The organism is Armatimonadota bacterium, from assembly GCA_025059775.1.
Classification (GTDB): domain Bacteria; phylum Sysuimicrobiota; class Sysuimicrobiia; order Sysuimicrobiales; family Sysuimicrobiaceae; genus Sysuimicrobium.
On the sequence record JANXCW010000002.1, the window covers coordinates 36,098 to 56,188 of the forward strand.

Here is a 20,091-nt window from a genome sequence, read left to right on the forward strand (position 1 = left end):
CCCTCCTAGAACTGGTTCAAAAAGCGCAGGTCGTTCTCCCAGAAGAGGCGGATATCGCCGATGCCGTATCGGACCATGGCCGGTCGCTCCACCCCCAGCCCGAAGGCGAAGGCGGTGTACCGCTCGGGATCCATTCCCGCCATCTCCAAAACCCTGGGATGGAACATCCCGCACCCTCCGATCTCCAGCCACCGGCCGCTGAAGTACACCGCGATCTCCGCGCTGGGCTCCGTAAAGGGGAAGTACGAGGGCTGGAAACGGATCCGGGTCTGCGGGCCCCACATCTCCCGGGCGAACCGGGAGAGCACCCCTTTGAGGTCCGAGAACCGCACGTCCTGATCCACCCAAAACCCGTCCACCTGGTGGAACACGGGCGCGTGAGTGGCATCGAGGGCGTCCCGGCGGTAGCACCGGCCGATGCTCACCACCCGCAGGGGAGGCCTTCGTACCGCCATCACCCGCACATCCACCGCGGTGACCTGGGTCCGCAGGAGGTGCTCGCGGTCCAGGTAGAAGGAGTCCTGCATGTCCCGGGCAGGGTGGTCATCCGGGATATTGAGGCGGCGGAAATTGAACTCCTCCGTCTCGATCTCCGGTCCTTCCGCCACCTCAAACCCCATGGAGCGGAAGATCTCCAGGATCTCCTGGATGGTACGGCCCAGGACGTGCGGCCGCCCGGGAATGGGGCGCCGGCCGGGGAGGGTGACGTCTATGGCCTCCGCGCGGAGCTGCCTCTGCAGAGCGATCGCCCGAACCACTTCGGCCCGGGCTTCCAGTTGAGCCTCGAGCCACTCCTTGGTCTCATTGAGGAGGGCACCCATCCGGGTCCGCTCCCCCGGCGGGAGATCCCGCAAGCCCCGCAGCAGCTGGGTGAGCTGGCCTCGCTTGCCGAGATACCTACGGCGGACGGCCTCCAGGGCCTCCGGGGTCTCGGCCCGCTGGATTTCCTGTTCGGCCTCCTCCCGCAGGGTCCGGATCTCCGGTTCCACAACGTTCCTCCTGGGAAGCGTGGTTCCGCACGACCTCGCCGATGCCGGTAGTATACCAGGGGCGGGACGGGCTCAGCCACCGCGCCGGGCCTCGTACAGGAGCACGGCCGCTGCGGCCACCACGTTCAGGGATTCCGCCTTACCGTAAACCGGGATCCGGACCCGGACCGATCCAGGCCAGGGATGTCGGGGTCCACTCCCTTCGCTCCCGAACACGAGGGCCACAGGTGGCGTGTAATCCGCCTCCCGGTAGTCCACCGCCCCCCGGGGGTCTGCCACGTACACCCGAGCCCCCCGCACCTCCTCCCAGGTGGCCCGCGCGATGGGGAGCGCGAAGCAGGACCCCGCACTCGCGCGGATGGCCCTCGGATGAAAGGGATCCACGGTTCCCTCGAGAACGGCCAGGGCATCGAACCCTGCGGCGTCCGCGGTGCGGACCAGGGCCCCCATGTTCCCCGGATCCTGGAGCCCGTCCGCCACCGCGAGTCGGGACCAGGGGAGGGAGGAGAGGGGGCGCACCGTGGGGATCCGGACTACCGCGCACACGGGTTGGGGAGTCTCCACGTCCGCCAAGGCCTCCATCACCCGCGGCCCCACCCGGAGTATCCGGATCCCCGTGCGTCGGGCTAGGCGTTCCAGTTCCGGCATGGGCTCCGCCACCAGGAGCTCCTCCACCTGCCCTCCCACCCGGAGGATGGTCTCCACGATCCGGACTCCGCTCACGACGACCCGACCCTGCGTCCACCGCTCCCGCCGACGGGCCAGGGCCCGAAGTTCCCGGATGTGCGGGTTTTTTGGGCTCGTGATCACCCCAGACGGGCCGTGGCGCTCCGGACGATCTCCGCGAATGCCTGGGGATCCCGCACCGCCAAGTCCGCGAGGACCTTGCGGTTCAGGGCGATGCCGTTCTGTCGCAGGGCATGCATGAGTCGGCTGTACGACAGGCCGTGCTGGCGGGCAGCCGCATTGATGCGGACGATCCACAGGCGCCGGAAATCCCGCTTGCGCTGTCGGCGATCCCGGTACGCGTTGCGCAGGGCCCGGATCACGTACTGGTTCGCCAGCTTGAACCAGCGGCTCTTCTTGCCCCAGTAGCCCCGCGCCAGCTTCAGGATCTTCTTGTGGCGGCGACGTACCGTCTTCCCGCGCTTGACCCTTGGCATGCTCCGCTCTCCCTCACTCCAGATCGTACGGGATCAGGGCCCGGATGCGCCTGGTGTCCTGGGACGCCACGGGCACCTCCTGCGCGAGGCTGCGCAGCCTCCGGGCCCGCTTCTTCTCCTTCAGGTGCCCGCCGCCCTGACGGCGGCGGAGGAGCCTGCCGGTGCCCGTTACCTTGATCCGCTTGCGCGTGCCCTGGTGGGTCTTGGCCTTGGGCATCCTTCTGCCTCCTCATCGCCGGGCCGGGTTATACACCACCACCATGTTCCGCCCCTCCATGGAGGGAGGACGCTCCACGGTGGCGATGGGCGAGACGTACTCCGTGAGCCGGTCCAGGATCATGCGCCCCAGCTCCGGGTGTACCGCCTCCCGACCCCGGAACCACATCTCCACCTTCACCTTGTGCCCTTCCTGCAGGAAGTTGTACACCATCTTCGCCTTCGTCTGGAAATCGTGATCCCCGATCTTCGGGGTCATCCGAATCCGTTTCAGCTCCATGGTCCTGGCCTTCCGGTGCGCCTCCCGGTCCCGCTTGCTCTGTTCGTACTTGTACTTCCCGTAGTCCATGATCTTGACCACGGGCGGTTCCGCCTGAGGCGCCACCTCCACCAGGTCCAGCCCCGCCTCCCGCGCCCGTTGCAGGGCTACGTGGATGGGAACGATCCCGAGATTCTCTCCGCCCGGCCCGATCAGCCGGACCTCATGTGCCCGAATCCGTTCGTTCACCCGGGGTTCCCGATGGATGCTCTCCCCTCCTTACGCTCCGGGTATCTTCCGCGGCCTACCCGCACTGTCCCGGTAAAATGAAAGCGGGCAGCAGAAGCCGCCCGCAACGGACATCCCCGCACGGGATTCCCTTGCCCCCTGGCATGGGCCTCGGATCCCGTTGCGGTAGGAGGAATCGCCAGGCTTCTGCACGCACCCGAGCCGCGATCAACCTAACATGGGCGTGGAGGTCCGTCAAGCCGGCTCCCGGCCGTCTCTGTGGGAGGCGGTGGGGCGTGTTGTGCTGAACTGGCTCGAGGAGCTGGGAGCGGGAACCCTGCTCCTCTTCCGGGTCCTCGTGGCCCTCGCCCGCCTCCGGTGGGAGGTCCGGGAGACCCTCCGACAGATGGATCGGGCGGGGGTGGACTCCATCCCCCTGGTCCTCCTCACGGGAGCGTTTTCCGGTATGGTCCTCGCCTTCCAGACCGCCCGACAGCTCCTGGCGGTGGGGGCCGAGGGGTTCGTGGGGGGGCTTGTGGCGGTGTCCATGGCCCGGGAGGCGGCCCCCGTGTTCACCGCGGTGACCGTGGCGGGCCGGGTGGGGGCGGGGGTCACGGCGGAGCTGGGCACCATGAAGGTCACAGAGCAACTGGACGCCCTCGAGGTGATGGCCACGGATCCCGTGGAGTACCTGGTGCTGCCGCGGGTGGTGGCCCTGGTGGGAATGTTGCCCGTCCTGGTCCTTCTGGCGAACGCAGTCGGTGGACTGGGGGGCTACGTGGTGGCCCTCCTCACAGGGGTACCGGGATCCGTGTACCTGAGCTCCGTGCGGGAGTTCCTGGATTTCGCGGATGTGCTCAAGGGGCTCGGAAAGGCCGCGGTCTTCGGAGCCGCCATCGGCCTCGTAGCCTGCACCAAGGGGATGCGGACCTCGGGCGGCGCGGAGGGCGTGGGAAGGGCCACCACCAGCAGCGTGGTGACCGCCATCGTGCTCCTCCTCGCCCTCAACTACTTCTTGGATCTCCTGCTGTTCTGACACGGAGGGGAGATGATCCTCGAGGGCCGGATCGCACTCCTGGACCTCCATAAGTCCTTCGGGACACAGGCAGTCCTCCGGGGCGTCTCCCTGGTGGTGGAGCCCGGGGAGTCCGTAGCCATCCTGGGGCCAAGCGGTGCCGGCAAGAGCGTGCTCCTCAAGCATGTGGTGGGACTTCTCCGTCCGGACGGGGGCGAGGTTCGGATCGACGGCCACGTGGTGCACGCCCTGCGCCCCCGGGAGTTGTCCTTGCTGCGCATGCAGGTGGGAATGGTCTTCCAGAGCTCCGCCCTCCTGGACTCCCTCACCGTGGGGGAGAACGTGGCGTTTCCGCTCCGCCGTCACCGTCGGATGACGGAACGCGCCCTCCAGGAAAAAGTCCTGGAGAAGTTGAAGCTGGTGGGCATGGAGGGGGCCAAGGACCGGATGCCGGCGGAGCTCTCCGGGGGGATGCGCAAGCGGGTGGGCATCGCCCGGGCCCTGGTGCTGGAGCCCCGCATCCTCCTCTACGATGAGCCCACCGCGGGGCTCGACCCGGTCACCGCCCGCGCGGTGGACGACCTCATCCTGCACGTCCAGCGTCAGACCGGGACCACCACGGTACTGGTCACCCATGACCTCGTGACCGCCTTCCGGGTGGCTCAGCGCATCGCGGTGCTGGAGGGAGGACGGTTCGTCCTCGTGGGCCCCCCGGAGGCCCTGTGGAGGTCGGACCACCCGGTGGTGGTGGAGTTCCTCCGCGCGAGCTTCGTGCCCACCCCTGGGAGGGAGGAGGGAAGGCTGTGAGAACCGAGGCTCGAGTCGGATTCGCCGTGGTGCTGAGTCTCGTGCTGCTGGCTGCCCTGGCGGTATTCCTGGGACGGGTCCCGCTCTTCGAGCGGGGGTATGAATTCACCGTGGTGTTCGAGAGTGCGGAGGGGCTCGGTCCCGGCACCCCGGTCCGGATGGCGGGAGTGCAGGTGGGGGAGGTGCGCGCTCTCCGCCTCACGCCCGAGCACCGGGCCGCGGTGCGGGTGCGCATCCGGCCCGAGATCCGGATCCCCGCGGGATCCCGTTTCCAGGTGGCCAGCAGCACCCTCCTGGGGAACCGCTACCTAGCAATCCTTCCCTCCGGGGAAGCCGCGTCCATCCCACCGGACGCGGTGGTCACCGGCGAGCGGGCCAGTACCGTGGAGGACCTTTACCGGAGGGTGGATGCCCTGGCGGCGGAGGTGGAGACGGCGGTGCAGGACGTGCGTCGCCTCATCCGGTCCGCCCAGGGGGTGGTGGAACGCCTGGACGAGACCCTGGGCGCGATTCAGGAGACGGTGGCCGATCCTCGGCTCCGGGCCTCCCTGGTCCGGGCCGCGGAGCACTTGGAAGGCGCGGGCCAGTCCGTGGAGCGAACGCTCAGGCAGGTGGAGAGGATGACGGAGGTGGTGGGCACGGAGGTAACCCGCGCTGCCCACAGCCTGAGGGACTTCGCGCAGGACCTCCGGAGCACCGCCCGGGAGATCCGCCGGTTCACGGAGGACGTCACCGCTCGGGGGCAGACCGCCGCCAGCCTCCGTCGGTCCGTAGCCAGCGTGGAGGAGGCGGCCTCGACCTTCCAGCGCACCGCGGGCAGCGTGGAGCGGACCGCCCGGCGCGTGGAGGAAATGAGCCGCGATCTCCAGGAGGGCCTGATCAACGAGACGCAACTGCGGGAGGTGCGTGCCCTCCTCACGGATGCGCGGGCGGCCGCCCGCCGGGTGGATGAGGTGATGGGCAAGATCGACCGGACCGTGGGGGACCTGGAACCCATCCTACAGCGGGTCCAGGAAGGGGTGCTCCTCCTCCCCAATCTGCACGTCACCTACGCGGTGTGGTACAACAGCCGCACCCAGTTCCGCCACGATCTCGACCTGTGGGTGACGCCCGGAGAGGGTCGCTATTACCGCCTGGGAGTCCACGATGTGGGACGGGAGAACCTGTTGCAGCTCCAGGCGGGGTTCCGCCTCACGGACGCCCTAGGATGGCGGGCAGGGCTTGTGGATTCCCAGGTAGGTGTGGGGCTCGACTATCAGGCCGCAGGAGGATGGCGGGTTGCCCTGGACCTCACGAACTTCAACCGTCCCACCCTGCACCTCTCCCTCCACTACGCGGTTCAGCCCGCCCTCGCCATCGGCGCGCACCTGCGGGATGTGCTCCAGGAGCCCTCGTACGGGATCGGCCTGCGGTACCGATTCTGAAACAGAGAAACAGAAAAGCCCCGGGACCATGGAAGGCCCCGAGGCCAGCGCGAGCGCTGAGGGAAGCGTTACCGCTTCTTCTTCGCGCTCTTCTTCGCCGTGGACTTGGCGGAGGTCTTCTTGGCGGTGGCCTTCTTTCCGGCCGCCTTCTTCGCCGCCATGGCTCGGCTACCTCCTTTCCGTTTTGGTTTGTAAACAGTATACGCAAGGGGCGCGGGAATTCCTTCTTCCCTTCGTAAATTCGTTCGGATTTTACAGGGAGACCCAGACCCGCCGGAAGGCCTCCACCGCCCAGACCACGTCCTCATCCGAGATGTGCCGGTGGGTGACGAGCCGGATCTCGCTTGGGGAGACGGCAAAGCAGAGAACTCCCTGTTCCGCGAGCCGCGCGACGAGCCCGTGGGCGTCCCCATCCACCCGCACCAGGACGATGTTGGTGTCCACCTGGTCCGGCTCCACCACCACGCCGGGGATCCGGGCAAGTCCTCTCGCCAGCGCTTTGGCGAGCCGGTGGTCCTCCGCGAGGCGATCCACCATCTCCTCCAGGGCCACAATCCCCGCGGCGGCCAGCACCCCCGCCTGCCGCATCCCGCCGCCCACGATCTGCCGCCACCGCCGCGCGCGCTCGATGAAGGGTTTGCTGCCGCACAGCACGGAGCCTACGGGTGCGCTCAATCCTTTGGAGAGGGAGAACATCACGGAGTCCACCGGTTCCGCGAGCACGCGCGCGGGTACACCCAGGGCCACCGCGGCATTGAAGATGCGGGCTCCGTCCAGGTGTACGGCTAGACCCATCCGGCGGGCGGCGGCGGCGGTGGCCGCGATCCGGTCCGGGGGAATGGCCACGCCCCCCGCCCGGTTGTGGGTGTTCTCCAGGCACAGCAGGCGCGGGGGAGATAAGCGGGGACCTGGGGGGTGCAAAGCTGCTTCCAAGATCTCCGGAGGGATCCACCCCCGCTCGCCCGGGATGGGGCGCAGGAGCCCTCCTGCGAGGGCACAGAGGCCCTCCCCCTCGTACACGTAGAGGTGCGCGGCGGCCTCGCACAGCACCGTGTCTCCCCGCTGCGCATGCGTGAGGAGGGCCACCAGGTTCGCCATGGTGCCGCTCGCGCAGAACAGGGCCGCCTCCTTCCCCATCCGCTCCGCCGCGAGCTCCTCCAGGGCCCGCACCGTGGGGTCTTCCCCGTACACATCGTCCCCAACCCGGGCTCGCGCCATGGCCTCCCGCATCCGCTCCGTGGGCTGGGTGACGGTGTCGCTGCGCAGGTCTACCACCCTCATTCCCCTCACTCCTGGGGCTCCACGGCCCGGGCGGCCTGATACATCCCGATCCCCCGCCCCGCGATGGCGGAGGCAAGGTACCCGAGGAGGAAGAGGAACAGGGCGCGCACCAGCAGGGCCAGCACCAGATTGAGGTCCGGCCCCTGCTGCGGAGTCGGGGAGGTGAGCCGGCTCAAGGCGCCGGCCGCCAGCTCCGTGTACGCGGTGTAGAAGACGTAGATGAGCAGGACTACCCCCACCACGAACACCACCATGCCCAGAATGCGGCCCGGCGGGTCTGTGGGGCTCCTCCCTCCCGGCATCGCCTCACCTCCTGCAGTCGGGTTTCCTCCGTTCACCGCGCCACCACCCGCGCCCGATCCAGCGCGTGCGGACAGAGGGGACAGGAGTTCTCCTCGGGTAGCCGCGCGATGGCCTCCAGGATGAGCGTGCGCAGCTTCGCGTTGTTCGCCGAGAACATGCGCATCACCTCCTCCGCGCTCACGGGCTCCAGGTCCTCCCTTCCCTCCAGGCCCACGTCATAGTCCGTGACCAGGGAGATGTTCACGTAGCAGATCCCCAGCTCCCGGCTCAGGATGGCTTCGGGATACTGGGTCATGTTGACCACGTCCCACCCCTGCGCGTGGAACCAGCGGCTCTCCGCCCGGGTACTGAACCTCGGGCCCTGGATCACCACCACAGTTCCCCGCTCGTGCAGGGGAAGCCCCTGCTCCCGGGCCACCTCCGCCACCAGTCTCCGCAGGGTGGGGCAGTACGGGTCCGCGGCGCTCACGTGCGTGGTGATGGGGCCGTCGTAGAAGGTGTCCGCCCGGCCCCGGGTGCGGTCCACGAACTGATCGCACAGCACGAAATCCCCGGGCCGAATGTGGGGCTGTAGGCTCCCGACCGCGCAGGGCCCGAAGATCCACCGCACGCCCAGCTCCCGCATGGCCCACAGATTGGCTCGGTAGTTGATGCGGTGGGGCGGGATGCTGTGGTCCCGGCCATGTCGGGGCAGGAACGCCACGCGCTTGGGGCCCACCTGCCCGATGGTCACCGCGTCGCTGGGAGGCCCGTAAGGTGTCTCGATCCGGTGCTCCTCCACCTCCTCCAGCAGCTGATAGAACCCTGAGCCCCCGAACACGCCCACGTCCGCACGAACCGTCCTCATATGCCCTCCTGCTCGTCCTTGGATTGTCTCAGCCGGAGGATGTACAGCCGCGTGAGCGCCTCCGTGGAGGCCGGAAGGGCTTCCTCCGGGAACCTCCACCGATCCGCTTCTTCATACGCTCGATCCTCCTCCCGCGTCCCCCACGGGTGCAGGCGGGCCAGCAACCCCTGCCAGGCCGCCTGGAGCGTGGGGATCCGGCGGCTCGCCACCTCCCCCAGGAGGAGGCAGAGGGCTACGGACACGAGCAGGTCCGCGAGATTCCGAGGGGTGCGAGCGGAGGGATCCCTGCGGAGGACCTCCGCGGGGTGGTGCACCACCCGTCCGCCCGTCGTCTCCGCGATCCGTTCCAGAAGGGATATCCCGCGGGAACCGGATCGCAGTTCCGGAGAGTAAGGGAGCAGCACGGGAACCGAAGCGCTCCCCACCCTCCGGCCGTCCAGGAAGGCGGACACCGTCACCGCGTAGGTACCGGGGGCACCGAGCTGTAGGTGCGCCTCGTACCATCCGGGACCGGTCTGCACGAACCGGATCCTCTGGGTCTGCGGCCCCACCAAGGTGCCCACCACCGTGAGTCCGTCCAGGGGGTTGCCCTCCGCATCCCGCGCATCCACCACCGCCTCCACGGCGGCACCCCTTAAGTGTACCCGCACCTCCAGGGGCTCCAGAGAAGGTCGCATGGCCCACCGTACCACCCGGGACCAGAAAGCGGCGGAGTACGACCACTGCCGCCACTCCGGCGCCCACCGCAGCCCTCCGTCCGAGGTGAAGGCCGCCGCCCGCCCCAGCCCATACTGCCACGTGGCCAGCAGCGGATCCCCGTGAGGGGAGACGAGGTGAACCTGAGCCGCAGGCTTCGGAGAGGTGGCTACATACCCCCGCAGGGGTGGAATCGTGGGCACCCCGGAGAGAAAGGCAGTGCCGGTGCGCCGGGGGACAAACCGCTCCTCCACGAAGTACGCCCGACGGGTGACGGTGACCTCCGCGGTCAAGAGCTGCGGAACGGTGTAAGGATCCCGGGCATGGTAGTGCCGGCCCCCTCCCCACTCCGCGAGCCGCCGCATGAAGGCGACGTCCGCGTCCCGTCCCACGGAGACCGCACTCAGGGTGATCCCCGCGGCCCGCATCTGCAGTGCGAGCCCCTGGAAATCTCCAGGATCCGTCTGCCCGTCGGAGAGGGCGATGACGTGCTTCACCCGCGCCCGGACCCCTCTCAGGGCCTCCGCCGCGCCCCGCAGGGCCGGCCACATGTCCGTCCCCCCGCCCGTGCGCAGCCGGGCGATGCGTTCCTCGATCCGGTCCCGCTCCCGGACCGGGGTGAGGGGAACCAACCACCGGTACTCCTGGTCAAAGGCGATGATCCCGATGAGATCCTGCTCCCCGAGGAAGTCGAGGACGGACCGGGCCGCCTCCTTCGCCAGCTCCACCTTGGCGGGTTCGTTGCTCAGGCCGGCCATGCTGGCAGAGGTGTCCAGGACCAGCACCACGGCCGCGGGTACAATCCCCACCCGGTGCCGGACGTCCATGGAGACGGGCAACACCTCTTCCAGCGGAGTTCCCGCATAGCCGCCGGGGCCGAAGGCGCGCGTCCCCCCCACCACGACCAAGCCCCCCCCGAGGGAAGCCACGTAGGTGCGCAGGCTTTCCATCTGGGCCTGTGAGAGTCGGTGGGCGGGAAGATCTTCCAGGATCACGGCTTCGTACTGCACCAAAGAGGCGGCATTGCCCGGAAGGCGCTCCGGACTTGCCTCCTCTACCCGGAGACCTTGTGCCCGCAGCAGTCGGGGGAGGTCTCCGGATCCCACGTACAGGACGGTGGGCGCCCCGTGTCCCCGCACCACCGCCTCCGCCACGTTGTTCTCCCAAACCCCGTCCTGCTCAGGCAGAAGGCGTACCCGGAGGGGAAGCCATCCTTGCGGCCCCGTTAGGAAGAAGGACACCGCGGTCCACCCAGCGGAGAGCCGAAGCTCCCTGCTCGCCACCAGGCGTCCTCCGGCCGAGAGCTCCAGGCGGGCCCGCTGCGCGCGGGAGGACCAAACGAGCGCCTGCACCTGGAACCGCTCCCCCGCCCGAACCGTCGCGGGCGTCAGGAGGTCCTGGACCCGCGCGCCGTCCCGATCGAGGACGGACTGCAAGGGCACCGTGAAGATGGGGACCCCGGCCGCCGCCGCCCGACGGGCGGCCTCCATCGCCCCTCCCCGCAGATCCAGTCCGTCGCTCAGGAGCACAAGCCGCCTCCCGCCCTCCTGCGGAAGGACGGCGAGCGCGAGCTCCAGGGCACTCTGGATGTCCGTGTCCACGGGATGCGGCCGAAGGGTGGGAGAGGGATCGAACCGATCCGTGGGTACCTGCTCGACCACCGCCTTCCCGCCGAAGGTCACGAGTCCAAGCCGATCGCCCGGCTGCCGGAACCGGGTGGCGGCTGCGAGGAACCGCTCGGCCCGCGCGGCTTCCTCCGGAGGAACGCTGTCGGATCGGTCCAGGACGAACACCACGGAGAGCGATCCCCCGGGGAGGAGGAGCTGCATCCCTGCAAGGGCAAGCACCACCAATCCCAGGGCCACCGTCCGCAGGAGGAGGGCGAGTCCGACCCGGAAGGGGCGGGAAGCCCGCCACAGGAAGGGGAGGAGGAGGAGTAGGAGGAGGGCAGGGGGAAAGGAGAAGCGGATCAAGATGGCCTCCCCGAAACCGTGGGCCTCCGGCCCCGCTGCCGTAAGAAGAGCCCCCACTCCCCTACCAAGAGGGCGAGGAGGACCCACAGGAATCCCCGGGAGAGGTCGCGGCCTGCCGCGTGGGCTTCCCCGGATCCGGCGGCGCCGGAGGTGGCACTGGGGGCCACAGGGAGTTCTTCCCCTGCCGCGGGCTGCACCGCGATGGTGCGCACCTCTCCGGAGGCTACCCGCAGCCGGTAAACGCCCGCGCGATCTAAAGGCGGGGTATGGAACACGCCGGCGGTGGCCTGCAGCCGTACGGACCCCCCAGGGCCCTCCAGCCACGCCTCCCGGTGCGGTCCCGCGGGAAGGGTGAGCTCCTCCCCCGCCTGCACCACGGACCGACCTGCCAACCAGTCCAGGACATTGGCTAGGAAGATGGGAAATGCGGGCCGCAGGCCGAAGTCAGACCCCTCTAGATCGAAGGCGAGGAGCACCACCCGGTGGGTTCCCGATTCATACCCCCACACCAGTGGGGAGCCTCCCTCCACCAAGACCTCTCCCGCCCGGGTTTCCAGGAGCAAGGCATCCCGAATCTGTAGCCCCGAGAGATCCACGAAGCGAAGGAGGGGGTGCGTCCGGTGGAACCGGATCACCCGCGGCTCCGGAACAACTCCCCTTGCCTGGACCGGAAGGTTGTGCGGGACGGTACGGATCACGAGCGCCCCTCCAGACGGGAGCTCCCGCACGGGAAGGCGGTCCACGACGACCACGTCGGAGGGAGACCACTGGTGCGGATCCGGGGATTCGCTGCGCGCCACCTCCCGCACCCCTATGGCCCGAAGGGCTTCTAGGAGAAATGTGGGGGAGCGGCTCACCACTAGCACCGTGGGGAGGGAGCGACGTCCTAGGGTTACTCGCCGGTCATCCGCGGGCAGGTCGTCCTGGGCGAGCAAGACGCCCTCCACCACCTCCCCCTGAGGGACCTCGAAGCGCATTCCCCGCTCCCCCGAGGGAGGGAGGGACACCTGGGAGCGCGCCACCTCCCTCCCATCCACCTGGATTACCAAGGGGACGTGGAGAGGGGTGAGGGTATCGTTTCGCACCCGGAGGACAACCCGAAGCCGGCCAGGCTCGTGGGGATAGGCGAGGAGCTGGGTGAGCCCCACGTTGCGGGCAGTGCCCCTGAAGAGGTGCGTGGTGGTTCCGGGAACGGACCGATCCGAGAACACGTGGACTCCCATGGGGCGGCCCGGGCGGGTGAGAGCGCGCGCCAACCGAACCGCGCCTGCTAGGTCCGCAGGCCCGTCCGTGGGCTCCAGCTCCCGGAGGGCCCGCAGGGCCTCGGCGGGAGGGCCGAGCGGACGGATCAGGCGGGGCGTGCGGGCGGCCCCAATAAGGGCCGCGGAATGGCCGGGCCCCACCCGTGCCAGCAGCGCTTGGGCCGCGCGGCGGGCCGCCTCGAACCGGCTGGGCACGAGGTCCCGGGCCTGCATGTTCAGGGAGACATCCACCACCACCGCCACATCCGTGCCCACGCCGCCGGGGAGGAGGAGGTGGGGCCGTGCGAGGGCGAGGGAGGCGGCGCAGACCGCAAGGATCTGCAGGAGCAAGAGAAGGTTGCGCTCCAGTCGCCGGACCGGGCGGCGTACCTGGAGGTCCCGGGCTGCCCGTTGCCAGAGGAGGAGACTCGGGACCACCACTTCCGTGCGTCGAGTCCGCAGGAAGTACAGGAGCACCAGGAAAGGGATGCTCACCAGCCACCAGAGGGCCGTGGGGTTTTCTAGCGTCATCCCCGCACCAGCCCTGCGGCCCGCATGTAACGGAGCACCAGGTCCTGCACCGGCACACGGGTGGTGGTGCGAAGGTAGACGATTCCGTGCCGGAGGCAGAACTGCCGGCACCCCTCCAGAAACCCGTCGCGGGCTCGGGCGAAGGCCTCCAGGGCTTCCCGGGAACTCGTCCACTCCAGGGCGGATCCCGTCTCCGCGTCCACCAGTCGGAGCTCCCCCCTGAGGGGAGGGAAGAGCTCTTCCTCGCTGAGGACCTGAACGAGGAACGTCTCGAACCGCCCGTAGTGGAGCCGCCGAAGCACCTCCTCGTAGCCCGCGGGATCCAGAAGATCCGTGAGCAGGATCGCCACACCCCGCCGCCGGGTCCGGGCGGTGTAGTCCGCGAGGGCGGAGGCCAAGGTGGTGGGGCCCTCCGGCCGAATCTGCTCCAGGAAGGAGAAGAGGGTGTGTGCGGATGTCCGGCCCCGGCGGGGCGGAAGTACCTGGACGCGGGGGCCCTGCAGGACCACCACGCCCACCCGCTCGAGGTTCACTAGGGAGACATAGCCCAGAGCAGCCGCCAGCCGCTTCGCGTAGTCCAGCTTGGTCGGATCCCCGAACCCCATGGACGCGCTCGCGTCCAGGAGGAGGTGGACATCCAGGTCTTCCTCCGTGGTGGTGAGCTTCACGAACAGCCGGTCCAGGCGTGCGTAGGCGTTCCAATCCACAAACCGGTAATCGTCGCCCACCTGGTAGGAGCGGTAGTCCGCGAACTCCACCCCGCGGCCCATGAGCGTGCTGGGCCGGTCTCCTCCGGATCGGCTGTGGACCCGGCGGCGCACGAGGAGCGTGAGGCGTTCCAGCTCGCGGAGGAAGTCCGGATCCAGCAGCATGGAGCTCACGGCGCCGGGAGGGGCTCTGTAGGCTCGAGCTCGGGGGTGTGGGCCAGGACATCCCGCAGGATCCGGTCAGGATCCACTCCCTCCGCCTCGCCCTCAAAGTTCAGGAGGATCCGATGTCGGAGGGCAGGGAGCACCACGGACCGGATGTCCTCCGCACTCACGTGCGCCCTCCCCGCCACCAGGGCCCGCACCTTCGCCCCTAAGAGGATGGCCTGGGCCCCTCGGGGACTGCTGCCGTACCGCACGAACCTGGAGACGAGGGCACAGCAGCGGGGGCTTCCTGGGTGGGTGGCTTCCACGAGGCGTGCTACGTACCCGAGCAGGTGCGGAGCTACCGCCACCTCCCGTACCAACGCCTGCATGGCGAGGACGGTGGCGCTGTCCACCACGGGCTCCGCCTTCGGAAACACCGCCCCGGTGGTGCGGTCCAGGATCTCCACCAGCGACGGCACGTCCGGATAGGGGACGCGGAGTTTGAAGAAGAACCGGTCCAGCTGGGCCTCGGGGAGCGGGTAGGTTCCCTCCATCTCGATGGGGTTCTGCGTAGCGAGCACAAAGAAGGGGCGCTCCAGGGGATAGGAGACCCCGAAGACGGTCACCGCCAGTTCCTGCATGGCCTCCAGCAGGGCAGACTGGGTTTTGGGCGTAGCCCGGTTGATCTCGTCCGCGAGCACCAGCTGGCTGAACACGGGGCCGGGCTGGAAGGCAAAGTGCCGCCGGCCGTCCTCGTCTGTCACGAGGACGTTGGTTCCCACGATATCCGCGGGCATGAGGTCCGGGGTAAACTGAATCCGTGAGAACCGCAGGTTCAGCACGCGGGCCACGGTCTTCACCAGCAGCGTCTTGCCCACCCCCGGAACCCCCTCGAGGAGCACGTGGCCTCCCGCAAACAGGGCTACCAAGACCAGATCCACCAGCTCCTCGTATCCCACCATCACCTTCCCGATCTCCGCCCGGATCCTCCGGTAGAGGTGCTGGAACTCGTGGATCTCCACCCTAGTCCCTCCGGTGTCCGAGCTCCAGGAAGTACCGCCGCACCAGGTCCCGATACGGCGCGGGAATCCGCTCACGCGCCATGGCCTCGTCCGACCGCGACACCACCACGAGGGGGACGTGCGTGGGGACGGTCCGAGGTTGGCTCCGCACGCCTGCTCCCTGGACCTCCACGAGGGTCGGCCTTCCCCCCCCGGGGACCCCTCGAAGGAGCTCCCGCCTAAGCCCGGTCCCCAGCCGCTCCGTGGGCTCCCCCAGCTTCTCCCGCAGGCTTCCCTGTCCCGCCCGAAGTCCCTCGTTCGGCCCCTCCGTAAGCGCCCCGGGTCTCGGACCGTCCTGCTTGATGGTTCGACGGGAACCCGCGGGGGCTGAGGAGAAGGGAGCGGCTCCCGTCACGATGTCCCGCTCTTCCACCGCGGTGGGAGTCTCCGCGGGTGCCTGGATGCGTTGCCCGGTCGCCTCCACCTCCCGCGCCAACGTCTGCAGGGCCTCCACCTCCGAGGCCAGGCGTTGCATCCCCTGGAGATCCTCCCGCGCCTGCTCCAGGGCCTGGAGGGCGGAGGCCTGATCCGATGGTCGCAAGCCCTGGCGGGCCCTACGCAGAGAGGTCCGGACGGACGGGGGGAGGTCCTGGCGAGAGGCTAAATCCCGCAGGGCCTCTTTCACCCTTTGCTTCTCCTGAGGGGAGATGGCGGTGCTCAACCGATGCTGGAGGGCCTGCAGGTCTTGAATGTGCCGGTCTAGGGCCTCCCGGGTAGGCAGGCGAGGCGTACCGACTTCCTCTCGGAGGAGACCTTCCGCGGCCTGACGGGCACCCTCTACCTGGCGCGCCAGCGCTCGCAACCGCTCCACCGCTCCCTGGCGCGTCATCCGCTCCTGCCGCAGGGCGCGGGCCGCCTGCCGTACCCGTTCCGCCTGCTCCGCGGCCCGCAAGAGCCGTTGCGCCCGTGCGCTCTGTCCGATCCGCACAACCCTCTGCTCCAGCCGTTGGCTTTCTGCCCGGAGGAGCTCCTGCGCCCGGCGCGCAGGGGTCCCCGGCAGCGTGGCACCGCCCAGCACCAGATCCCAGCCCAACAGCCCTCCCGCCAGCACGAGGATCCGGGGATCCAGGGCCCTCCGCAGGGGCACGGCACGGCGGGCATCCGCGTGGAGAAGGGCCTGGGTCGCCTCCTCCAGCACCTGATCCCGGAACCGGGAGCGAACCCGGCCCAGGGCGATGCCCAGGGCGGTGGTCAGCCGGTCCTCCAGCCCGCAGGCCTGGTCCAGGAGGTAGGCCGCCTGATACAGCGGGGGGACCAGGAGGAGGCGGCCTGCGAGGAGGCCTGAGAGGGCTGCGAGAACACTTCCTCCGAAGATCCACCCGAGCGGTACCTCCACCGGGAGCGCCAGGGAGAGGACCCGCATGGCAATTCCCCACCCGAGCCCGCCCAGGCTCACCACGCAGGCCAAGCTTACGGCCCGCTGCCACGCCATGCGGCTTCGGGCTTGGTGCAGAGTCTGGAATGCCTGAGTGCTCACGGGTTCCTCCGGAGGCGCTCCACCTGCCAGGCGCAGATCCAGAACAGTGCCAAAGCCGCCCCCGTCCACCCTCCGATCCACAGGCACCTCGAAAGCGCTGGAGCGGCGGGATGAAGGGCCTGGAGGGGAGAGAGCGTTCCCCACAGGGCGAAAGCGCCCAGTCCCCCCACCCCGGTCCACACCGCGAGGGATCGGAGGAGGTCGTTCTCCACCGCACTCCCAAGCCAGGTCCCGACTCCGACAAAGGCCCATCCCACGGGGACGACCGCTGCCACCTGGGAGGCGGCCGCCTCCCACGGAAGGGCCCGCAGCCCTACGAGGAAGGAGAGGACGGGTAAGGCCAGCAGGGAGAGGAGGGAGGAGTACAGGAGTCCGGCGAGCGCCTTCCCGCCCGCGATGTCGCGGGCGGAGAAGGATGTGGTGGCCAGATCCGGTAGACCTTTCTCGCCCGGGATCGTGATCTCCCCGCTTCCCACCGCCACGCCCAGGAAGCCCACCGCCGCGAGGAAAACCCAGGAGGCCACGGCAAGGGTGGGATGATCCGCGGTTCCATCCGGGGTGGTGCCGAACAGGGCCAAGAGGTGGAGACCTGCGAGCCATATGGCGAGTACGGCCACGCCCTTCGCGGTCGTGAGCCGGGCACGGAGATCACCCCGTGCCACCGCCATCATCGCCAGCCCGCCACGAGAACCACCCAGCCGCCGCCCGATTCCCCCAGCAGCACCGGGTAGGATTTCATTATATCATCCCAGCCGGGAACCAGCCGACGCCCCAGCTGCATCCCGGGGTGGGCTCCGTCCAGGGGCCGCCACGCCCCCGCTTCCAGGGCTGTACGGCCCTCCCGGAGGCTGTGGAACTCGATCGCCCGGCCGTTCCACACGAGCCAGGAACGCCCCAGGTGGCCTCCCCGGAGTTCCAACCAGCGACCCTGCCGGTCTACCCCCGCGGTGTGTTCCCCTTCCCCAACCCGCTCCCACCGGAGCAAGAGGGGTTGAGCAGGCTGCTGGTGGAGGCGTACCCGGACGCCGTTCCCCTTCTCAACTTCCGCTTCCGGAAAGACGCCCTGGAGGAGCACGGAGGAGTTGGCGGGGAGATCTACGATGACGGGCCCGCCGTACGCGGAGCGGTGACTTCCGAAACCATACGTCCACGCCGCGTCCTCCACCACCACCGTCACCCATCCCCGATCCGGGAGGGTCACCTGGCGCCGTACCTCTCCGGCGAGGAGCAGAAGTCCCGCCGTCGCAACGCCCACCCCCACGGGAATCCAAACCCACCCCCACGGACGCAGGGCACCCGCGCGAAGCGCGAGAAAGAGCGCAAGCCATGCACCCGCGAGCCCCCAGGCCACGAGCCCAAAAGGCGGGCGCGGCCGGGCCACCTCCTCCGGACTCCACTCTACGGACCGGCGGAGGGGCCTCTTCCCCGTGCCGTCCGGCTCCGCACCCGTGGGATCCCAGAAGTCGACCCGTCCAAGTCCCGCAGGAGATGTCGCGGCCGCCACCAGCCAGGTCCCAAGAGGGCCGGAGGAACGGAAAGCACGCTCCAGCAGGATCCATCCCCCGTGCAGGACCCAGGCCCTGAGGGCCTCCCGCTGCCGCCGGTTCAGGTCCCCCTCCACGAGGGTCCGGATCGCGAGCGCATCCAGGGAGGTATAGGCCAGGGGGTTTTCCGGGAGATCCTGCTCCCGCAACACGATCGCCACACGCCGGCCGGGCTCCGCGAGTCGGCCCGGTCCCCGCCCCACCCGGTCCACCACCGCCACCAAGCCCTGGGCTACCCGCCGGGGGGAGATCCGCACGACGGTGCGGGCGACGGTCCGGCCCTCCGTCTCCACGGAGATCCTCACCGGCCCCCGGAGATCTAGGAGGGGGAGGGTGAGGTGGAACACCCTCGGGGTATTGCCCGGAAGGTGGATCGGCCGGCGGTAGCGCACTCGGCTCTGGGCACCTGAGGAGATCTCCACCACCACCCATCCCTCCAGGGATGCGGACGACCGCAGGAGGATGAGGAGGGGATGCCAGGAGCCGGGGCGCACCCACCCCTTCCACCCCACTTCTCCCTGCACCTGCAGGGAGGCGGCGTAGCCTGGCGCGCAGAGGAACAGGGCAAGCAGGAGCAAGAAGGGCGCACGGCGCAGGGCCGTGCGCCCCAGACCTTCCATGCGCCCGGGGGAGGCCTTACCGGTCCGCGTCCGACCCCGTGGCCGCGCCCTCAGATTTCCTTTCCCCCTTTTTCTCCTTAGGCTCGGCTCCGGACGTCCCGTTGCCACCCGAGGGCCGCCCGTAGTCCGTACGGTAGAACCCGGAGCCGCGGAACACGAGGCCCACGGATCCGTACGCCCTGCGGCTGGGTGCGCCGCAGGCGGGACATGGCTCCGGGGGAGCGCCCACCGGTTGGATGCGCTCAAAGTGGTGCCCGCAGTGGGTACAGCGGTACTCGTAGAGCGGCACTTCTGTTCACCTCCGGAGCCCCATTCTCTGGAATCTCGGGCTCTCCGTCAACGCCCTCACAGCATGGCGTACTTCCCCGCCACCAGGTCTTGCACGAGCTGGGGGAGGCGGAGGAGTTCCCGCTCCATGATCTCCCGGATCTGCCGGAACGCCCGCTCCTTCTGCACACCCCGCGCAAAGACCACCTGAGCCGCGGCGACCCGCGGACGGTGGATGGGTTCCCCGATCTGGCTCGCGAGCCACACGTAGCACTCCCGGACGCCCCGTACCTCCTCATGTACCCTCTGGGCCATCTGGTGGGCCAGCACGGTGTAGATCTTCCCCACGTGGGAGACGGGGTTCTTGCCCGCGGCCGCCTCCGTGCCCATGGGGCGGTTCAGGGCGATGACCCCGTTCACCTTGTTCCCACGGCCCACCTGTCCGCTGTCACCACCCTCCGCGGAGGTGCCGGTGACGGTGAGGTACATCCCTCCCAGGCCCCGACCGGGCTGATCTGCGTTGTTGATGGTGAGCTCCACCTCCAGGGGACACCGGCTGCGGACGAACTCCAGGACCGTCTCCTGCATGTGGGCCTTCCGCCGGAAGTATGTGGCCTCGCTGTCCACGAACCGATCCACGAAGGCCACGGCCACGGTGAGGTGCAGGGTGGACCCCGTCCGGACCCCCATGACCTTGATGTCCTCTCCCGCCTCCGGGAAGATCCGCTTGAACTCCGGACCGTTCATGTAGCGCTCCACCTCCAGCACCGTCTGCTCCGTAATGGTGAGGGGAGCGTAGCCTACGGCCGCGGAGGTATCGTTGGCCCCTATCTCCTCCCGGTGGAAGATGTCCACCAGCTCCGGGGAACCTGGACGGATGAGGCTCTCGTAGCGCACGTGCCGGTCGGGGTCCACAAACCGGAGGTTTTCCCGGATCCACCGCTTGGCCGTGGCGGTGGCGATCTCGTGTACGGGAATCTCCACGTCCTGGATCCGAAAGGTGGCCCGATCGCCGAAGATCAGGCGCATGGGCTCCCGGACCTCTCCTCCTCCCAGGCGGACCTCCGCCTCCCCGGCCACCAGAAGGGCCTTGTCGATGTTGTGGTGCAGGATGGTGCCCGTGCGCTCCAGATACACCCGGCAGAGCTCCACGCAGATCTGTTCCATGATGGCGTCACAGATGGAGTCCGGATGTCCGACCCCCTTCCGCTCCACGAGCTCCATCTGGTGCTCGGAGACCGGAGGACCGGGAAGCGACTCCACGAGGATGCGATCCCTCATCTTCCTCCCTCCCG

General features: G+C 69.1%; 20 protein-coding genes. 3 read left to right on the forward strand and 17 right to left on the reverse strand.

Translation table 11 applies throughout. The annotated features are described in order from the left end of the window. Positions 1-5: 5 nt before the first annotated feature. The 5 genes from pheS to infC all read right to left on the reverse strand — a co-directional run bounded on the left by pheS (position 6) and on the right by infC (position 2,876). Positions 6-989: a phenylalanine--tRNA ligase subunit alpha gene (gene pheS / locus N0A24_01645; GenBank protein MCS7172110.1), complete on the reverse strand. Its 984-nt coding sequence runs from the start codon at positions 987-989 to the stop codon at positions 6-8. A 72-nt stretch (positions 990-1,061) separates the two neighbouring features. After that, positions 1,062-1,799: an RNA methyltransferase gene (locus tag N0A24_01650; GenBank protein ID MCS7172111.1), complete on the reverse strand. Its 738-nt coding sequence runs from the start codon at positions 1,797-1,799 to the stop codon at positions 1,062-1,064. Beyond that, the gene (gene rplT, locus N0A24_01655; GenBank protein ID MCS7172112.1) at positions 1,796-2,152 is read right to left on the reverse strand and encodes a 50S ribosomal protein L20; all 357 of its coding nucleotides are present in this window, start codon (positions 2,150-2,152) and stop codon (positions 1,796-1,798) included. The genes N0A24_01650 and rplT overlap by 4 nt, the downstream gene beginning before the upstream one ends. A gap of 13 nt (positions 2,153-2,165) precedes the next feature. Beyond that, positions 2,166-2,369, reverse strand: coding sequence for a 50S ribosomal protein L35 (gene rpmI, locus N0A24_01660; GenBank protein ID MCS7172113.1), 204 nt, complete (start codon positions 2,367-2,369; stop codon positions 2,166-2,168). 12 nt (positions 2,370-2,381) lie between these two features. Then, complete coding sequence (infC, locus tag N0A24_01665) at positions 2,382-2,876, reverse strand: translation initiation factor IF-3 (GenBank protein MCS7172114.1); 495 nt, start codon at positions 2,874-2,876, stop codon at positions 2,382-2,384. 217 nt (positions 2,877-3,093) lie between these two features. Here infC and N0A24_01670 point away from each other — a divergent pair, with 217 nt between their 5' ends. The 3 genes from N0A24_01670 to N0A24_01680 are packed head-to-tail and all read left to right on the forward strand — an operon-like array spanning position 3,094 to position 6,101. After that, positions 3,094-3,891 carry an ABC transporter permease gene (locus tag N0A24_01670; GenBank protein ID MCS7172115.1) on the forward strand — a complete coding sequence of 266 codons (798 nt, stop codon included), beginning with the start codon at positions 3,094-3,096 and terminating at the stop codon, positions 3,889-3,891. A gap of 12 nt (positions 3,892-3,903) precedes the next feature. Beyond that, entirely contained in the window at positions 3,904-4,677 is a 774-nt protein-coding gene (locus tag N0A24_01675; protein MCS7172116.1) for an ABC transporter ATP-binding protein, read from the forward strand. Further along, positions 4,674-6,101, forward strand: coding sequence for an MlaD family protein (locus N0A24_01680; GenBank protein MCS7172117.1), 1,428 nt, complete (start codon positions 4,674-4,676; stop codon positions 6,099-6,101). Before N0A24_01675 ends, N0A24_01680 begins: the two co-directional genes overlap by 4 nt. Before the next feature lie 252 nt (positions 6,102-6,353). Here the strand turns inward: N0A24_01680 and N0A24_01685 are convergent, their stop codons facing one another. The 12 genes from N0A24_01685 to N0A24_01740 are packed head-to-tail and all read right to left on the reverse strand — an operon-like array spanning position 6,354 to position 20,077. Further along, positions 6,354-7,382 (reverse strand): beta-eliminating lyase-related protein, encoded by a 1,029-nt coding sequence (locus N0A24_01685; protein MCS7172118.1) that lies wholly within the window; start codon positions 7,380-7,382, stop codon positions 6,354-6,356. 5 nt (positions 7,383-7,387) lie between these two features. Continuing rightward, positions 7,388-7,684 (reverse strand): hypothetical protein, encoded by a 297-nt coding sequence (locus N0A24_01690; protein MCS7172119.1) that lies wholly within the window; start codon positions 7,682-7,684, stop codon positions 7,388-7,390. A 32-nt stretch (positions 7,685-7,716) separates the two neighbouring features. Continuing rightward, complete coding sequence (locus tag N0A24_01695; GenBank protein MCS7172120.1) at positions 7,717-8,532, reverse strand: S-methyl-5'-thioadenosine phosphorylase; 816 nt, start codon at positions 8,530-8,532, stop codon at positions 7,717-7,719. Further along, on the reverse strand, positions 8,529-11,201 hold the full coding sequence (locus N0A24_01700) for a VWA domain-containing protein (protein ID MCS7172121.1): 2,673 nt from the start codon (positions 11,199-11,201) through the stop codon (positions 8,529-8,531). Before N0A24_01700 ends, N0A24_01695 begins: the two co-directional genes overlap by 4 nt. After that, positions 11,198-12,973: a BatA and WFA domain-containing protein gene (locus N0A24_01705; GenBank protein MCS7172122.1), complete on the reverse strand. Its 1,776-nt coding sequence runs from the start codon at positions 12,971-12,973 to the stop codon at positions 11,198-11,200. The genes N0A24_01700 and N0A24_01705 overlap by 4 nt, the downstream gene beginning before the upstream one ends. Next, positions 12,970-13,845, reverse strand: a complete 876-nt coding sequence (locus N0A24_01710) for a DUF58 domain-containing protein (GenBank protein MCS7172123.1) — start codon at positions 13,843-13,845, stop codon at positions 12,970-12,972. Before N0A24_01710 ends, N0A24_01705 begins: the two co-directional genes overlap by 4 nt. Before the next feature lie 5 nt (positions 13,846-13,850). Continuing rightward, positions 13,851-14,849: a MoxR family ATPase gene (locus tag N0A24_01715; GenBank protein ID MCS7172124.1), complete on the reverse strand. Its 999-nt coding sequence runs from the start codon at positions 14,847-14,849 to the stop codon at positions 13,851-13,853. A 1-nt stretch (position 14,850) separates the two neighbouring features. Beyond that, positions 14,851-16,365 (reverse strand): hypothetical protein, encoded by a 1,515-nt coding sequence (locus tag N0A24_01720; GenBank protein MCS7172125.1) that lies wholly within the window; start codon positions 16,363-16,365, stop codon positions 14,851-14,853. After that, positions 16,362-17,036: a hypothetical protein gene (locus N0A24_01725; protein ID MCS7172126.1), complete on the reverse strand. Its 675-nt coding sequence runs from the start codon at positions 17,034-17,036 to the stop codon at positions 16,362-16,364. Before N0A24_01725 ends, N0A24_01720 begins: the two co-directional genes overlap by 4 nt. Then, the gene (locus tag N0A24_01730) at positions 17,033-18,529 is read right to left on the reverse strand and encodes a hypothetical protein (protein ID MCS7172127.1); all 1,497 of its coding nucleotides are present in this window, start codon (positions 18,527-18,529) and stop codon (positions 17,033-17,035) included. The genes N0A24_01725 and N0A24_01730 overlap by 4 nt, the downstream gene beginning before the upstream one ends. A gap of 16 nt (positions 18,530-18,545) precedes the next feature. Beyond that, positions 18,546-18,818: a hypothetical protein gene (locus N0A24_01735; protein MCS7172128.1), complete on the reverse strand. Its 273-nt coding sequence runs from the start codon at positions 18,816-18,818 to the stop codon at positions 18,546-18,548. A gap of 56 nt (positions 18,819-18,874) precedes the next feature. Next, positions 18,875-20,077: a methionine adenosyltransferase gene (locus tag N0A24_01740; GenBank protein ID MCS7172129.1), complete on the reverse strand. Its 1,203-nt coding sequence runs from the start codon at positions 20,075-20,077 to the stop codon at positions 18,875-18,877. Positions 20,078-20,091 lie beyond the last annotated feature (14 nt).

Coding starts and splice junctions, on each gene's coding strand:
- N0A24_01740 (MCS7172129.1), bottom strand. CDS start 20,077: ATGAGGGATCGCATCCTCGTGGAGTCGCTTCCCGGTCCTCCGGTCTCC.
- N0A24_01725 (MCS7172126.1), bottom strand. CDS start 17,036: ATGATGGCGGTGGCACGGGGTGATCTCCGTGCCCGGCTCACGACCGCG.
- N0A24_01670 (MCS7172115.1), top strand. CDS start 3,094: ATGGGCGTGGAGGTCCGTCAAGCCGGCTCCCGGCCGTCTCTGTGGGAG.
- N0A24_01705 (MCS7172122.1), bottom strand. CDS start 12,973: ATGACGCTAGAAAACCCCACGGCCCTCTGGTGGCTGGTGAGCATCCCT.
- rpmI (MCS7172113.1), bottom strand. CDS start 2,369: ATGCCCAAGGCCAAGACCCACCAGGGCACGCGCAAGCGGATCAAGGTA.
- N0A24_01685 (MCS7172118.1), bottom strand. CDS start 7,382: ATGAGGGTGGTAGACCTGCGCAGCGACACCGTCACCCAGCCCACGGAG.
- N0A24_01710 (MCS7172123.1), bottom strand. CDS start 13,845: ATGCTGCTGGATCCGGACTTCCTCCGCGAGCTGGAACGCCTCACGCTC.
- N0A24_01675 (MCS7172116.1), top strand. CDS start 3,904: ATGATCCTCGAGGGCCGGATCGCACTCCTGGACCTCCATAAGTCCTTC.
- N0A24_01695 (MCS7172120.1), bottom strand. CDS start 8,532: ATGAGGACGGTTCGTGCGGACGTGGGCGTGTTCGGGGGCTCAGGGTTC.
- N0A24_01690 (MCS7172119.1), bottom strand. CDS start 7,684: ATGCCGGGAGGGAGGAGCCCCACAGACCCGCCGGGCCGCATTCTGGGC.
- rplT (MCS7172112.1), bottom strand. CDS start 2,152: ATGCCAAGGGTCAAGCGCGGGAAGACGGTACGTCGCCGCCACAAGAAG.
- N0A24_01730 (MCS7172127.1), bottom strand. CDS start 18,529: ATGGAAGGTCTGGGGCGCACGGCCCTGCGCCGTGCGCCCTTCTTGCTC.